At 45.7% G+C, this 14,967-nt stretch carries 13 protein-coding genes, 1 tRNA gene and 3 pseudogenes; 7 read left to right on the top strand and 10 right to left on the bottom strand.

Features of this window, described 5'->3' with window-relative positions; all coding sequences use genetic code 11:
• Positions 1–1,602 (top strand): annotated as a pseudogene (locus QT992_RS30800) (hypothetical protein); the annotation flags it as partial.
• A gap of 220 nt (positions 1,603–1,822) precedes the next feature.
• Here QT992_RS30800 and QT992_RS30795 read toward each other — a convergent pair.
• From QT992_RS30795 to QT992_RS30785, 3 genes are read right to left on the bottom strand one after another with little or no spacing between them, the layout of a single operon-like run.
• Positions 1,823–1,987, bottom strand: coding sequence for a hypothetical protein (locus QT992_RS30795; protein ID WP_333150251.1), 165 nt, complete (start codon positions 1,985–1,987; stop codon positions 1,823–1,825).
• Positions 1,971–2,306 carry a DUF5615 family PIN-like protein gene (locus QT992_RS30790; RefSeq protein ID WP_333319979.1) on the bottom strand — a complete coding sequence of 112 codons (336 nt, stop codon included), beginning with the start codon at positions 2,304–2,306 and terminating at the stop codon, positions 1,971–1,973. The genes QT992_RS30795 and QT992_RS30790 overlap by 17 nt, the downstream gene beginning before the upstream one ends.
• Positions 2,290–2,610: a DUF433 domain-containing protein gene (locus QT992_RS30785; protein WP_333150254.1), complete on the bottom strand. Its 321-nt coding sequence runs from the start codon at positions 2,608–2,610 to the stop codon at positions 2,290–2,292. Before QT992_RS30785 ends, QT992_RS30790 begins: the two co-directional genes overlap by 17 nt.
• A 479-nt stretch (positions 2,611–3,089) precedes the next feature.
• Between QT992_RS30785 and QT992_RS30780 the strand changes: the two are divergent.
• The 3 genes and pseudogenes from QT992_RS30780 (at position 3,090) to QT992_RS30770 (ending at position 3,976) form a co-directional block, all read left to right on the top strand.
• Positions 3,090–3,267 (top strand): annotated as a pseudogene (locus QT992_RS30780) (type II toxin-antitoxin system HicA family toxin).
• A gap of 44 nt (positions 3,268–3,311) precedes the next feature.
• A complete protein-coding gene (locus tag QT992_RS30775; protein WP_333319981.1) occupies positions 3,312–3,539 on the top strand; it encodes a type II toxin-antitoxin system HicB family antitoxin in 228 nt (75 codons plus the stop codon).
• A 44-nt stretch (positions 3,540–3,583) separates the two neighbouring features.
• Positions 3,584–3,976, top strand: coding sequence for a DUF423 domain-containing protein (locus QT992_RS30770; protein WP_333319983.1), 393 nt, complete (start codon positions 3,584–3,586; stop codon positions 3,974–3,976).
• An 83-nt stretch (positions 3,977–4,059) separates the two neighbouring features.
• Here the strand turns inward: QT992_RS30770 and QT992_RS30765 are convergent, their stop codons facing one another.
• Positions 4,060–5,154: a hypothetical protein gene (locus tag QT992_RS30765; RefSeq protein WP_333319985.1), complete on the bottom strand. Its 1,095-nt coding sequence runs from the start codon at positions 5,152–5,154 to the stop codon at positions 4,060–4,062.
• Positions 5,155–5,981: 827 nt separating this feature from the next.
• Here QT992_RS30765 and QT992_RS30760 point away from each other — a divergent pair.
• Positions 5,982–7,472, top strand: coding sequence for a phosphoglucomutase/phosphomannomutase family protein (locus tag QT992_RS30760; RefSeq protein ID WP_445251159.1), 1,491 nt, complete (start codon positions 5,982–5,984; stop codon positions 7,470–7,472).
• A gap of 370 nt (positions 7,473–7,842) precedes the next feature.
• Positions 7,843–8,118: a LapA family protein gene (locus tag QT992_RS30755; protein ID WP_333202540.1), complete on the top strand. Its 276-nt coding sequence runs from the start codon at positions 7,843–7,845 to the stop codon at positions 8,116–8,118.
• A 14-nt stretch (positions 8,119–8,132) separates the two neighbouring features.
• Here the strand turns inward: QT992_RS30755 and QT992_RS30750 are convergent, their stop codons facing one another.
• From QT992_RS30750 to QT992_RS30735, 4 genes are all read right to left on the bottom strand, one after another.
• A complete protein-coding gene (locus QT992_RS30750; RefSeq protein WP_333341899.1) occupies positions 8,133–9,140 on the bottom strand; it encodes a hypothetical protein in 1,008 nt (335 codons plus the stop codon).
• Positions 9,141–9,200: 60 nt separating this feature from the next.
• Positions 9,201–10,451 carry a transposase gene (locus QT992_RS30745; protein ID WP_333341897.1) on the bottom strand — a complete coding sequence of 417 codons (1,251 nt, stop codon included), beginning with the start codon at positions 10,449–10,451 and terminating at the stop codon, positions 9,201–9,203.
• Between the two features lie 378 nt (positions 10,452–10,829).
• The gene (locus tag QT992_RS30740) at positions 10,830–11,900 is read right to left on the bottom strand and encodes a hypothetical protein (RefSeq protein ID WP_333319991.1); all 1,071 of its coding nucleotides are present in this window, start codon (positions 11,898–11,900) and stop codon (positions 10,830–10,832) included.
• A 559-nt stretch (positions 11,901–12,459) separates the two neighbouring features.
• Positions 12,460–13,134 carry an Npun_F0813 family protein gene (locus QT992_RS30735; protein WP_333055855.1) on the bottom strand — a complete coding sequence of 225 codons (675 nt, stop codon included), beginning with the start codon at positions 13,132–13,134 and terminating at the stop codon, positions 12,460–12,462.
• Positions 13,135–14,300: 1,166 nt separating this feature from the next.
• On the opposite strand from QT992_RS30735, the gene QT992_RS30730 reads away from it, so the two are divergent.
• A tRNA-Arg gene (locus QT992_RS30730) sits at positions 14,301–14,374 on the top strand.
• An 83-nt stretch (positions 14,375–14,457) separates the two neighbouring features.
• On the opposite strand, the gene QT992_RS30725 is transcribed toward QT992_RS30730, so the two are convergent.
• Both QT992_RS30725 and QT992_RS30720 read right to left on the bottom strand, forming a co-directional pair.
• Positions 14,458–14,736 carry a flagellar alpha dynein gene (locus tag QT992_RS30725; protein WP_333319992.1) on the bottom strand — a complete coding sequence of 93 codons (279 nt, stop codon included), beginning with the start codon at positions 14,734–14,736 and terminating at the stop codon, positions 14,458–14,460.
• 32 nt (positions 14,737–14,768) lie between these two features.
• Positions 14,769–14,967: pseudogene (locus QT992_RS30720) on the bottom strand (hypothetical protein); the annotation flags it as partial.

Below are 14,967 nucleotides of genomic sequence, written 5' to 3'. Positions count from 1 at the left end.
GTGACGACTCCGACTCCGGTGACAACTCCGACTCCGGTGACAACTCCGACTCCGGTGACAACTCCGACTCCGGTGACAACTCCGACTCCGGTGACAACTCCGACTCCGATTACGACTCCGACTCCTGTTACGACTCCGACTCCGGCTACGACTCCGACTCCGGTGACAACACCAACTCCGGCTACGACTCCGACACCACAGCCCGCATCCTTCGATGAAAAGTTCTACCTTGTCAATAATTACGATGCTGCTAACGCAATTTTGACTGGGCAAACAAAAACAGCTTGGGAACATTACCAAACTGTCGGCAAAGCTCAAAATCGTGCTAGTGCTCCGTCTCAGGTAAGCACTTTCAACATCACATTTGACTATCGGTTTGATACCAATGGATTCTTCAGTGACCCCATCAATGGCCCCAACCGCAAAGCTACTTTAGAAGCAGCAGCAGACTACTGGGAAGCCGTTATCCAAGATGAATTTCCCAATGTTCCTGCCGGCACCGAGTTCTGGATTAAAAATCCTCAAACTGGACAAAAAGATAAGGTTGTTTTAAATCAGGACATTGACGATCTTGCGATATTTGTGGGTGCTCGACCTTTAAGTGGCTCTGTTGGAGAAACACAAGGCGAGGGTGCTGGTTATCAAGATGCAACGAATTTTTCCTATGTTTTATCTGATCGGATCAATGGGGTGAATTATGAACCCTATGCAAGCACCATGTCATTTGCTTCTAACCTCTCGTATAGCGTCGAGCCAAACATTTTCGACTTGAGTGCTACTCCGAGCGAACAAGGCAATGATGCCAGCTTGTTTATTACTGCTGTCCATGAGATAGCACACGCTTTAGGGATTGGTCTTTCACCAGCTTTCCGTGCAAGAACAGTTGGAGCCTCTTTTGACGGTTCCAATGCCAGATCTGCTAATGCAGGCAATCCTATTCCTCTTAGAGCCGACTTGGGACATCCAGCTAGTATTGTTAGTAAAGGTGGTTTGCCATCTCTTCTTGGTGATGGCGGTGGTGCAACCTATATCCCCACTAAAGTTGATTTAGCATTGCTTGCAGATGTTGGTTACAAATTCCAAGGATTTACCGTTCAAGATTCAACGCCAACCACTGCAACTGAGGGAGATAATAAAGTCCTTGGTACAGATTTGGGTGATACTCTCAACGGTTTAGGGGGTAACGACATCATCAACGGTGTAGCTGGCAATGATACCTTGATTGGAGGTGCTGGTAACGATGTACTTAACGGCGGCGGTGGCAATGATACGCTGATTGGTGGTCTTGGCGAGGATGCCCTGACAGGAGGCCCTGGCAGCGATATGTTTATTTTTGATGTCGCAAGCGGTAAAGATGGGATAGGGGATTTTACGGTAGCTGATGACAAAATACAGTTGGCCGCTAGCTATGGATTTAAGGACGGAGCTACTGTTTTAAGCGCACCTGGAAACTTCTTCAACGGCACAGTAAACGATGTCAATGGCAATCCCGATCCCGGTAAACGCTTTGCTCAAATCACTCTCGGCTCTAATTCGGGGAATGTTATTACGATCGTTTACGATAATAATTCCCTGACGGCAGCGAATTTCATCATTCTCTAAATCTAATCATCAGATAGGTTTGCGATCGAGGCGATCGCCCTTACCAAAAAAGGGCGATCGCCTTTATTTATCTTGTCTTAAACACTGGCATAATGTTTAGCGATTAACTCTCTAACTAACGGTAATAACTCCAAAGGAACTTGAACTCTTTATTATCAAACGCTGCTTCATCTTCTGCTACCGCTTCATCTTCTGACTGTCGATTCAGGGATATGAACAATCAAGTCGGACAAATTCGCGATCGCCCCATCGAGCAAGTGAGCGCGATCGCTCTTCTTCCCTCCACGTTTATCTGCGGTAAAAAAAGAGCGATCGCTTTTTTGGGGAGGGGCGATCGCCTTTCTGGATGGGAAGGGCGATCGTTAGTCTTAAATAAACTCCACACGCCCTGTCAGATCGTCCAACTCAAGATACTCCCAAATCATTACCAAACTTCTCAAAATTTCTCCAATAGAGCGACTATTTTTATGACAGTAAATAATCCCATTATGAGGTAATCCAGCTTCATTTATCCTTAAAAAATCTGCATCTTGAGTAAAAATTACTCTCCCTTCGGCCATCGCAAATTCTACATGAAGTTCATCAGGCTTTCCCAATAAGCCTGCTTCAGTTGTAGTCGTCACATTAATCCCATACCTTCGCAGGCCAATCGCAATAGCATTACTTACATTTTCATCCAAATGAAAGTTAAGAGTTCTTGACATTTAGGCTTTTTAATTTTTGCTGAAGGATAGAAGGATTTTGGGCTTGCAACCCCCGAACAAAGGTTTCATCTTCTCTAATTTGTGTCCTAATTTCTTCACGATGATCGTGATAATAAGTCAAAGCTGCATAAACATCAGCTAGAGTAATTGAAGGATAATGGTAAATAATCTCCTCTGGTGACATTCCCATTTCCTCATGCCAAATTACCACATCTTGTACCTTAATTCGATGTCCAGTAATGCAAGGTTGCCCACCGCAAAAACCGGGATTAATTGTAATATGTTCAGAAATTATGCTTACCATAAATTAGCCTCTGAGTCAGTTTTGTTAGTTCATCTGATAAGTAGATTTTACCAGTCAAAAATCAGAGAATTAGATACTTATTTTACATGAAACAAACTCGGATGTCAAGCGATATCAAAGGTTTTGGTATTGTCGTTCAGGCTCAGGCGTTGCATTGCCCAAATTGAGTTATCGATCGCATCAAAGATTGTCGTGGGGAATGCGAGAGACCCTACAGATATTGTGGGTATCTCGCTTTTCTTTTGCGAGGTGCGATCTCCCTTCATCCCTCCACTTTTATCTGTGGGGAAAAAGTGCGAGATCCTTTCTGATGGCAAGGGCGATCGTCTTTATTTATCTTGCCCTAAACACTGGCATAACGAAAGGATTACTGTAGAACAAGGCAGAATCTATCTCGGATTACAAATTTTGACAACCGCTACTTTCTGGAATATAATTAAAGTGTTCCCGTCCCCTTGCCACAATTTTAATGTCTGCTTATGCCCAAAAAGATTCGAGAACTCAAAAGCCTGCTGCTAAAAGCTGGGTTCACTTATCGTTCGGCAAAAGGCAGTCATACCAGATGGGTTCATCCTTTACTACTATCATGAACCAATTACCATCGCTGGAAATGACGGCGATGATGCGAAACTGTATTTAGAGAAAGAAGTTAACTGAAAGCTAGGAATATTGAAAGCAATTCAAGAAGAGGAATCTGAATTATGAAATTACCTTATATAATTGTTATTCAATGGTCTGATGAAGATAACTGCTACCTAGTTCACTTACCTGATTTTCCATCCCAGCAGTTCCACACTCACGGAGATACCTACGAAGAAGCTTTGAAGAATGCAGTAGAGGTTTTAGAGCTTTTAGTTAAAGAATATGAGGTAGACGGTAAATCTCTCCCAAAACCTAAAACCATAGCAGAAAACCTTCTATTTGCTTGAACCGAGGTTTGAAGCGAGATCCCTTCTCCAATCCACATTAAATTATGTCATCACTAATCCTAATTCGCATTTTCATAGCAACCGCAGCCCTTTTCGGAGGTTTATCCGTTGCAGGCGGTGCTTTCGCCTCCCACGCTTTGAAAAATCAATTGACCGATCGAGCTTTAGCAATTTTTGAGACCGGCGCCCGATATCAAATGTACCATGCCCTGGCTCTATTACTCGTCGCTTTACTCTTGAGCCGCGCCCAAGAGTCTCAAACCTTTTTTGCAGTGGCTGGATGGGCTTTTATTGCCGGCACAATCATCTTTTCAGGCAGTTTGTACGCCCTGAGTTTGAGCGACATCAAATGGCTGGGTGCAATTACGCCACTGGGGGGAGTTGCTTTTATTGCCGGTTGGGGATGTTTGGCAGTGGCAGCTTTTAGTTTTAAATAGGCAATTGGTAAATGTTGAGACAATTTCCAATTCCCAATTCCCAATTCCCAATTCCCAATTCCCAATTCCCAATTCCCAATTACCTAATTTTCAAACACATCGCTGGAAAACATCTCAGTCAAAGTACGCAAGTAAGGTACAAATACCGTTAAATCTTCAGCAGGAAGCCGATCGCATATTTCCCAAAATAAAATCAGCAGCATATCCTGCACTAACTCCCAACTTACATGAAGTTTGGGGTACAACATCACGCAAATTGGAAACAATTCTTGCTGTACCGGGCGAATACTACCTTCCAAAACGCACCAGCACAAATAGCTTTGAAAAATCTCCACATCCCGGATACCAGAATTTTTTACCTCCCGATCGCTCAAATACCCGCTGCTGCTGCGGTATCCTTGATGCTGGGCACTAGCTCGATCGTACACTGCACTAGCAATCTGAGTCGTGTGCTGCAACAAATGCTGAACGGCTAATAGAGCTCTTGAATTCGGGGGCTGATTCGCCGCAGCCTCGTTAATCTCTCCGTAGGGAATGTGCAGATAGTCGTCTACAACTTTTAAGTAGGGTGCAAATTCCGCTCGCTCTGACTCCGAAAGACATCCTAACAAGATTTTGCTAGTATATTGAAACTGCATTGTCACAAATCCCAGCACTAACGGATCTGTCTCTGAGTATTTTCGCCTCACTTTGATAATATCTTTTCCCACCAGCACTGACAAGCGGAAAACAGGTTCTCTATCCGCATAAGCGTCTATTGCTTTCCGATATAAGGTGCGAGAATCGGCGGCAATTTCTAAAGAATTAATTAAACTTGGATCGATCGCGTGCCGCTCTATTTGTTTCCCTAAAAGAGCTTCTACTCTACTCCAAGCTATCTCGCTGGCTAATTTCAGGGTATCTGTCAATTTGTCAACTATTGGGGCCCTATTTCCCTCAAAATTAGTTAAATCGAGGCTGGGGAGAATTTGGCGTGGCCCTTGGTTCTCTCGTGTCGCAACTGTACTGTAATATTTTTTTGCCCAGCTAACTGCGAAGGAAGAAACGCTGACACCTTTAGCTTTTGGGAGTTGGTCAGTGTCGGGTCCGGTAATACCTTGGGACGCCTGAATTGCGCCCTGTTGAAGTTGGTCGGCTGCTGGTAAAGATTTTGAAGATATTTGTGAAATACCCGTCATGATAAACCTCGTTTTTTTATTAAGTCGCACCCGATCGATTCCCCTAATTTTTAACGTTGTTAACTACAATTTTCTGCCTTTGTACGCTGACAGTCATCAGCCATTACGCTTAATGCTATAAGCCATTTGGCTTGACGGCCTGCATCTTTTATAAGTTGCACGTTAATAACGTTATTTATTGTGCGATCGATCACCATCACCCTGTGATCGCGATCCTAATTTATTTTTTTGACCTATAAAGAGGACTCGACATAAATTTAATTGGTCTTAAAATCTGATAATTAAAGTCAACTCTGCCTCAAAAAAACTGCTGCTTGAAATACTTTATCTTTGTGTTGGAGCGATTTGGTCGATCGCCCTAATTTCTTAATGAAGCTAGGCTACAGCACGATCTAGGGGTGACTTTGGTTAATTTATTTCTATAGCTGAATTAGAAATGTATTGTGAGTCTGGCGATTGTTAGTAAACTCTAACAAATTTAATAATCGGCTTTTCTAAATAAAAAATTAAATTTGAGATGAGAATCAGATTTATGTGCATTTCGTTAAGGCTATTGCCAGGGCTGTTTTTTGCGATCGGTTTTTTAGCTGCGCCGTGAAGCGAAGCTATCCCGTAGCGAATCGCCCGCAATTGATCGTCGTCCCTTCGATCGGCAAACTACCCTTCAAAACCGGAATTAGCGCCTGACTAGCCCCATCCCTCCCACATTTTGCCCACTCTGACTTGTTCGAGTCCTCTGTCGGAGGCCCAAGCCTGTCCCTACAACGATAGGATTAGGTTGATGCGGGCCCCACGGGCGATCGCTCCTCACAAACAGCACGGCCAGTATGTCTTTAAGGCTATGGCTTCGGGTAGGATTAGTAGGACGAGAGGAAGTGGATAAAATGAGCGCTAGCAGCAATTCAACAGAAATTAAGTTCGGAACCGATGGGTGGCGGGGACTGATTGCCCATGACTTTACTTTTGCCAACGTGCGAAAAGTCACCCGTGCGATCGCCAGTTACCTAGAAACCGCTTACACCAAAGACCGCCCAGTTCTAGTCTCCTACGATACCCGCTTTCTGGCAGACGAGTTCGCCCGCACCTCGGCGGAAGTATTGGCAGATTTGGGATGGACGGTGAAAGTGGTCGATCGAGATTGCCCCACACCAGTCATCGCCTACAGCGCCAAGCATCTCAACTCCGCAGGAGCCCTGATGTTCACGGCTTCGCACAACCCCGCACCTTACTGCGGCATCAAATACATCCCCGACTACGCGGGCCCGGCTACCCCGGAAATTACTGATACCATTGTGGCAAATATTGCTGGTGCTTCTGATGCCCCAGCCAAAGGCAGCCACAACGATAAAATATCCAGTTTTGACCCGAAACCCGAATATCTGAAGTTTCTTTATACTTTGATCGATGTGGAGCGGATTCGCTCTGCTAAGTTGAAGGTGAAGTACGACGCTCTCTACTCGACTTCTCGCGGCTATCTCGATGGGGTTTTGGAACACTGCGGCTGCGAAGTCGAAAGTTTTCACACCTACCGCGACGTGCTGTTTGGTGGCGGAATGCCCGAACCCAAGGGGGAACAGTTAGTTGAGTTGGTGGAAGCTGTTAAGAAGGATTCGGCGGATTTGGGTTTAGCTACCGATGGCGACAGCGATCGCTTTGGTATTGTTGACGAGTTGGGAAATGTCTTGACTCCAAATACTGTGCTGTTGCTGCTGGCGCGTCACTTGGTTAAGAATAAAGGATTGACTGGGGCGATCGTCCGTACAGTCGCAACTACCCACTTGCTGGACAATTTGGCCGCCAAGTACGGTTTAACAATCTACGAAACCGCAGTCGGTTTTAAATACATCGGCGAAAAAATGCGGGAAACTGCGGTGCTCATCGGTGGCGAAGAATCTGGCGGTTTGAGCGTTTTGGGTCACATTCCTGAAAAAGACGGGATTTTGGCTGATATGCTAGTTGCTGAGGCGATCGCCTATGAAGGCAAACCGCTTTCTCAGCTAGTCGAAGAAGCCATTAAAGAAGCCGACGGCCCCCTGTACAACAAACGTTTGGACTTGCACCTAGAAGAAGCCCACAAAGCAGCCGTTTTGGAATCTTTTACCAAGAATCCCCCCACAGAAGTAGCAGGTATCGCCGTTAAGGAAATCGGCCGCAAAGACGGGATTAAACTTTATCTTGAAGACGGTGGCTGGGTACTGCTGCGGCCTTCGGGAACCGAACCCTTGATGCGCGTTTACATGGAAACCAATTCTGTGGAAAAAGAAAGCCAAGTTGCCCAACACATGGAAAAGGTAATTTCCCAATTAGAACCTGTTTAAGTTTCTACCTATTCTAACGGGGGGTTTTTCCCCTAGCGCTTGGGATTGTGAGGTGCGCCGAAGCGCACCTTACGTATTTTTTATAACTCTGGCAAAGCCTCTGAACATTAATCATCGATACTGCTGAGCCAGTTATATATTTGCAATACACTGGGATTTGTTAAAGTTTGGGATTTGTAAATTTATCTATTTATTTTTAATTTTTAATTAATTTAAAAAATTCCTAAATTTTTTCCGAATCTACTTGACTTTTATCCAGATAAAATTGTATATTATTAAATAATGGGGTGTTTGCAAAAATAAAATTTTCACACATATTTCGATTATAAAACAATTATACCAGTTAAATTACTAGCCTGTCAACCCGTTTATGAAAACAATTCCTCTGCTCGCCATTAGTTTTTTAGTAGCAATTTTAGTCAGCGCGATCGGCATTATCTCAGTGCAGAACGCCGCCCCAGTATCCTTAAACTTTATCTTTTTTCAATCGATACAAATGCCCGTAGGGGTAGTATTGGCAATGAGCCTGAGTGCAGGACTGATCGGAGGTGCGCTACTGCAACCGCTGTGGAACCTTTCAGATTCCCAAAACTCGCGTCCTAAATTTCCGGCAAATCCAGAAGAATCCGACACCGTACAATATTAAATAGATTTGATCCCTTATAGGGAATATACCTGACCGTCAATCAGCAGCCGAGTAATTCCCTTAGCTCGCAAATAAGGCGCTGCTTTTTGCAGCATACTGCTGTCAGGAATCTTGAAAACCCTTTGATTGCGAGTAGCAAATCGGCGGGCCACTCGGTGATTGTCAAACACTGCCAGAGTTTTCTCGCGAATTTCCGCCGCCGGAATTTGGCCGAGGTCGCCAAAAGCTTTTAGAGGTCTGGTGATTAACTCTGCCGCCCGATCGACCACCAAATAACAAATTTTGGGCAGAGATGCTTCGCTTAAAGGCAAAACTTGAATCAGTCCTGTACCCCGAAGCTCGTTAGCGAAGCCCTCGAAGAGGATCGACTCCCCTGACGATATTGAACCCAGCAGACGGCCTTCAAATAGAGAGTCTTCATCGTCTAAATCTTCGTCGAAGTCGTCATCTAAATCATCCTCATCCTCATCCTCATCCTCGTCATCTTCCTCGAAATCGCTAAAATCTTCACCTGCCAGCAGCCCGGATGCTGGCAGCATTGCCTTTAGTTCACCAGTTACAACAGCGCGGTGGCTGCGATCGGCAAGATTGGCTGCTTGGGCATCTGGCACATCAGAAACATCCAAATCCGACTCTACATTCCCTCGAATTTCGAGTTCTGCAACTGGTTCAGGGACTGCTCCAGAACGCTTTCGGATCGTCGGTCTCGAATTAGAGGCTGACTGCTGGACAGGGGCTGACTCCGACAGGGGGACACCTACAGGATCGGTTTCGCCATCTGCCGACGGCTCAGTAGTCCTCTCTGTCGGTTCAGAAACACTGGTGCTAGAGGACAAACGCTTTTGTTTTTGCTGCACTAGAAATTCGTATTCCGGCCCCGACAAAGCCCCCTGAATGATGCGCCTCACAGTCGAACTGCTCACTCCGTAGCGCTTTGCCAGAGTGATAGTATTCTCGTTTGACTGTCGGTACAGCCTGATGAGTTCGCGTTTGTCTGAATCGGAGAGTTTTGTAGGCGTCATGCCAAGTTTTCCAGCAAAAAGACTTGATACTCCCGACTGATGAATCAGGGGGATTCTTGACTAAGACCATAAAGGGACTTTCAAAGGCGTTATCAATGCGCCTCTACTGACTTCTTTGAGACAAAGCCCCAAAGTTGCCGCTACTTTTCTACCGATATTGCCTGCCCCATTGCAATCAGCATTAATCAACAAACCTTCAAGAGTACGGTACAATCCGCGCTTAATTCTTTGACCGCAAGGTTGCCACCCTTCTGGTTTTTCGCAGAATTTAGGTAGCAAATCAAGATCGATAAAGGAAGCCTTCGACGTATACGACTCTTCGGTTTCCACAAACCGAATCCCGTACTGCTCGCATAACTGAGCAATACGGGATTTTAGCCGGCCAGTTGGAATCTGAACAAAATTTTGATTAGTTTTATTTCCTAAACTAATACCATTTTTCATGACAGCATTCCAGCCGAATACTACAGTACCAATTTTATTGAGCAAGCAATGATTTATTACTTTTCGAGCTGCTTTGTTGACAGCATCCCGCATGGTGCGATTGCGATTCTCAGTTAAACCCTCCAATCGTTTTGACCAGTAACCATTCGCTTTCCCTGACATCAAAAACGCAACACGCTTGTTATATCCTTGATTGATGGACTTCAGATGTCGTCCGTCAATTATTAAGCTAGTCCCCACATTGCTGATACAAGTCAACCAATTGTTCATCCCGTGGTCGATCATCAAGACATTGGATTGGTCTACCTCTACTTGGACATCTTTCAGTTTGTAAATCAACTCTAAATAGAAGGCACCGTTTCGAGGTAGAATCCTATATTCTCTGATTGCTTTGTAGTCGAGATTGGTAGGCTGAGGAAGATAGAAAGCATCCAAGCCGAACCAAGTTTTAACCTTGCTGCCCAATGGGAATCTCAGTAGTCCATCCTTAAGCCGGACAGAGCGACCTGTATAAGTCACTAAAGCTAGACCGCCTTGTCGATAATTCGGTAATCTAGGTCTTTGGGTTACAGTGCCTTTGCGAATTCCTCTCAGTAGTCCAATGTAGGATTTAAAAGACTCAGCGACGGTAGTTAAAATCTGTTGCGCGGTATCCGAATAAAATGCTTTGTAATGCAAGTTCTGGTTTTCTGTACCAAGCACTTTGTGCAACTGGGCCCTACTCGGTATCTTGCCTGTCTTGAAGTACATTTGGCGAGCATAATATATTCCGCAGTTCGTCAACTTTGACGACTCGCTACAAAGGAATTCTAGAATTGCTTTTAAGTCTGTATTGGGACTTATTAGATTTTGTTGGCATCCAAACATATTCTCTTTCCTCCTTGTTAAATTATACTATCATAGTAGGATTTCATCCTGTCAAAAATAAACAATATAATTCTGTTTATGTTCATGATTTGACCCCTGCTGTAGATCGATCTACAGCAGGGGTCAAATCTGTCGTAGCCTATCTTCTGCTATGAAGGAATTAATTGAGGATAAAGATGTTAGGCGACGGTCGTCGCTGCCACTTTCCTCCCCATGTCTAAAGCCAGGGCTTCTCGCTCGTTTTTTGGTGAAAAGACGCAGGCTAGCAGTCAGCGAACTGTGATTTTTCATTTTCGATTTCAAGCTCACAGATGCCGACAAGGGCAAAACAGCTTTCGCGTCCCCATCGCTTGCCAAAGCAACCCTAACCTCAAATCGCTAGGCGGCGCGACGACTGCGCCTGCTCTGGCGAGAACGGGTTGAGATGTCATGTTCCAAGATAGCTCCAATTCCGAACAGGATGGCGCTGAAAACAAAAAAGACTTCGAGCAAACTGCCGCTTTGATAACTACCCTCAGCCTGAGTATCGCGCCATTTAAAGTACATATCTGCGATGTAAAGCGAAAAAGTTGCCGCCGCAATCATTCTCCAAGATTGGGAAAAACGTCCTCCCCAAAACGCCAGCAGCAATGCAGTAGCAATAATCAGCAGAAAAACGTCCCCGACGATGTAAAACAAATTGATTGCATAGGCGTAAGGCGACAGTTGCTTGTCAAGTGCTATTACCCATGCGGGAGTTTTACTTGGTTCTGCTGCTTCTTCTTCTTCTTCTTCTGCTTCGGGTGCGGATTTAGCAGCAGTCGCGGCTGTTCCTTTTACCTTTGAGTTGGACGAATTTTCTAAACCAGGCCCTTTTGCCCCAGGCGCGGGCGCAGAGCCTGTCACTACTTCCTGGGTGGCTGCTGGAGACATTCCTAGCTGTAGCTTCCAAGACTCAGGTGCAGCAACCCAGATAGCTACAGCAATCCCGAAGGCTGCAATTCCCGCTAACAAAGCCCACTGCCAAATTTCTAGATTCAGCCGTTTGGAAGTCACAGCGATCACCATGCCCCCAATCAGTACCACATAGCTGCCCAGATAAAAGGCATCTGCGGGGGACACGTCCGGGTCGGCCTCGAAATACAGTTCCCAAATGCCAAATAGCACACCGCCGATAAAATAGAACAGCATCCCCAGACCAATGCCCAGCCAGACGTTGCGCCCGCTGACCATGTGCGGGCTTTGCCAGTTTCTAAAACAAACTAATGCAGCTCCCAGGTATGCCCCGCATTCAAAAATATAAGTGCCGATCGAGTACCATAGAGGTAGACCCTCTTCTGCTGAGAGGGGGACGCTGAACAGCAAAAAGAACAGCAGCGCCATGACAGCCCAGACAATACCCACAATCACTAGGGTCTGAGCTGACAGTAAAGATGAAGATGTAGATGACTTTTCTGAAGTGCTACTCATAGGGATTCCACGAGACCTAACTAGCGGTTGAACGCACCCCATCTCAATCTTTGATTGGAGATGAGGATTCTTTCGCCAAAAAACCTTAAAAAACCTTGATCTGACGCTTCCGGGATAACTGGCGTCCTCAGTGTGTCGTCGGGGCTTTTGCCCTTGTACACTCTAGAAAGACTAAACAAGAATAATATCTATTTACTAATTCAAGGAATTAGTCGTTAGTCGATCGTGTACCCGGAAATATAATGACAGAAATACGGTATATGTCTCCACCCTTAAGGCTTTTACAGTACCCAATCTATCTCGGAAATTCTACCCTCAAATGTTGAGGTATCTGTTTTTTTGCTTTCACTCTTCCCCACTCGTATCAATGATTTTGGGTGGGGACTGCGATCGAAACTTAGTTAAATTGCCAGACCATAGGTGGCATCCAAACCGAATCAACAATTTGGTTGGTCAATACAAGTTGGCAATCCAACCTGTATATCGCGTACCCCCTACAGTGCAATTATCTAAGATCCATTATCTCGACCCAATTGTCTGAGCAATTGTCACAGATTTTCTATCCTGCGATCCACAACTTGTTGAGGGCTGATTGTTTCAGCCAATCTAGAAACTGAGTCCGATCCGGTGCTGGCATATCTTGCAGCACATCGCTCACTCCCTCCGCGAAGTCCGTATTGCCAAAATATGATTTGCCCAAGCGGTGGAGTTCTTGCAATAAGGTCTTGAGATGCTGCTCTTGCCAAGGAGGCACCTTGTGATTTTGCAAGGGACTAACGGTTAGCCAGTTTTTTATCGCATCAGGGGAGTCTGCCTGGGGGAAGTTTCCCTGCTGAAATACCTTGGCGATATCTTTCTGAAACGATGTGGCTTGCCTTGCGCCTAAGAGGTCTTCTACATCGAAGTAAACAGCTTGGAGGAGCAGCAGACAAGCCTGCGCGAACAGTGGTGCTTTGGCTGCTTCATTCCCTGCCGGTTCTTCACCGGCAAGCTGATCTAAACGGACTTTTCCCCAGACGCTATATCTATCCGGCTCTTCTAGCAGAACACAGGCTTTGCCTCGGTTGTCGGTTAAGTCCCGCCACAAGGCTCTGGCGTCTTCTGCTTGCTTGCCGTTGAAGGCGCTGATCAGGCGAAAAGTCTGCCCCTGATAATTGAGAATGGGAATTTGTTGATCCCGTTTTGGGTGTTGAAAATTGGTTATTTCAACATCCTGCCGTTTCAGAATAAACATGACACTGCGATTTGACTCCTGTCATGGCCGAGGTGCTGTGCTTTTGACACTCCCGATGCCTAAAGGCGAAGGGATTCTTGATTCAGCGAGTCCACTTAAATTAGCAGGATTGCTCCCGATCACCCAGAGATGGTTCTCTCCTCAAGCGTTCCGATACTTTTTTGCTAACAAATGCTAACAAATATCTAAGCTGAGATTGTCTCTCAGCCTTGGCGTATAAATCAATGCACGAAGGAAAATCCCCCGCGCACAATTTAGGACTGCTGTACTGGCAACGCTTGATTTTCGCGCTCGTGCCGAGCGGGCGATTGACTGTTTTGCTTTGATGCCGTAGAGGAAGCTTATATAGAGGCTCCGTACCATCAGGGATTTTCACCTGAGTCTTTCAATCCTAGTTCTACCACATTTTTATCAAATATCAAGTCGAGCAGAATGTTAGCCAACATAACTCAATATCCGCAAATTAGTCATTCTGGCTCAACTCATACCTCAAATCAGGGGACGATCTCTGGTTTTTCGGTAATGCGGTCAGCGTTTTAGGCTTTGCCACTAGGGGATGTTAACATAACCAATAGACATCTGGGAAAAAGCACCTGTGACTCTTGTGCTGTCTGAGTTCCGTCTTAATTGGGAGAGATATCCGATCGACCAAATATTGGGGTTTCAACTCGACCTCTAAATACTTTACCCGAGTTCACCAAAAAACGAGCGAGAAGCCCCGGGCTACCGACATGGGGAGGAAAGCGGCTGCGACGACCGTCGCCGTGGAACGATCGCAATTGGAGTCGCAATGATATGATAAGTGCAGCGATTAAGAATAACCATCTACGTGTTGAAACATTTTAGTCTGGAGTGAGATTCCGGCACAGTAAGCCACTACTGCATTTGAGCAGTCAGCCTATTTAACTGACAAAAAATATCAAAATGTGGAGCGTACCTATCTGGCATAAGTGATGGACTCCGAAAGCCGAAAAAAGCCAAAAGTATACGCAAAGCTTGGATTCGTCCATGCTGAGTGGGTTGAGGCGCATTGATAACGCCTTTGAAAGTCCATGTGTGGTCTTATTCAAGAATCCCCCTGATTCATCAGTGGGGAGTATCAAATAATTTACTTGCTCGATCGCACACTGCACCGATACAATAATCTTGTTAGCGATTTTTGAGTTGGGTGCGTAACTCAGTTGGATAGAGTAGCTGCCTTCTAAGCAGCGAGCCGCAGGTTCAAGTCCTGCCGTACCCGTTAGACAATCCTTTTGCGTAGTAAGGGTTTAAGGTTGACTAAGCTACCGAAAGCCTGGTTTTCCGCTCATCTTTAGCTCAGTCCTACTTTTCTAAGTAGCTGAGTATGTCCAAAACTGCCTCCATGTCTGCCAAGTTTGCGCCGGACTTTTTGCGCCGCGCTCTTAACTGGTTGAGCAAGTCGGTCGGCTCTGGAAATTCTGCGACGGTCGGAGCCGAGTTTTTAATTTCCTCCCGATCGCGCCGCACTTCCTTGAGCTCTTGCTCCAACATCTGCACCTTCAGTCCTAAATCGCCGTTGCGCTCGTGTAACTCATTCAGTTCCTTATCCCATTCTGCAAGCTGCTTGTTGGCCGCTTTCAATTCCTGCCTGAGTGATTCATCGTTGCCGTCACTCAGGCACTCAATTTTCCCAGCCGTTCCTCAATGGCGGCCATCCGTTCCATCACCGGGTCAAGGCGATCGGCTACAACCTTGTCTACAGTGTCTACAATATCTGTAGACACGACGCTATCATTGCTTCGTGTAGACAAATCTGTAGGTGTTGTAGACAGTGTAGACAGATGCACTGTAGACAGTGTAGACGTGCCTGAG

Source organism: Microcoleus sp. T3_D1 (genome assembly GCF_036700405.1).
Taxonomy (GTDB): domain Bacteria; phylum Cyanobacteriota; class Cyanobacteriia; order Cyanobacteriales; family Microcoleaceae; genus Microcoleus.
Note: the sequence above shows the minus strand (reverse complement) of the source record. Positions and strands in the feature narration are given on the sequence as shown.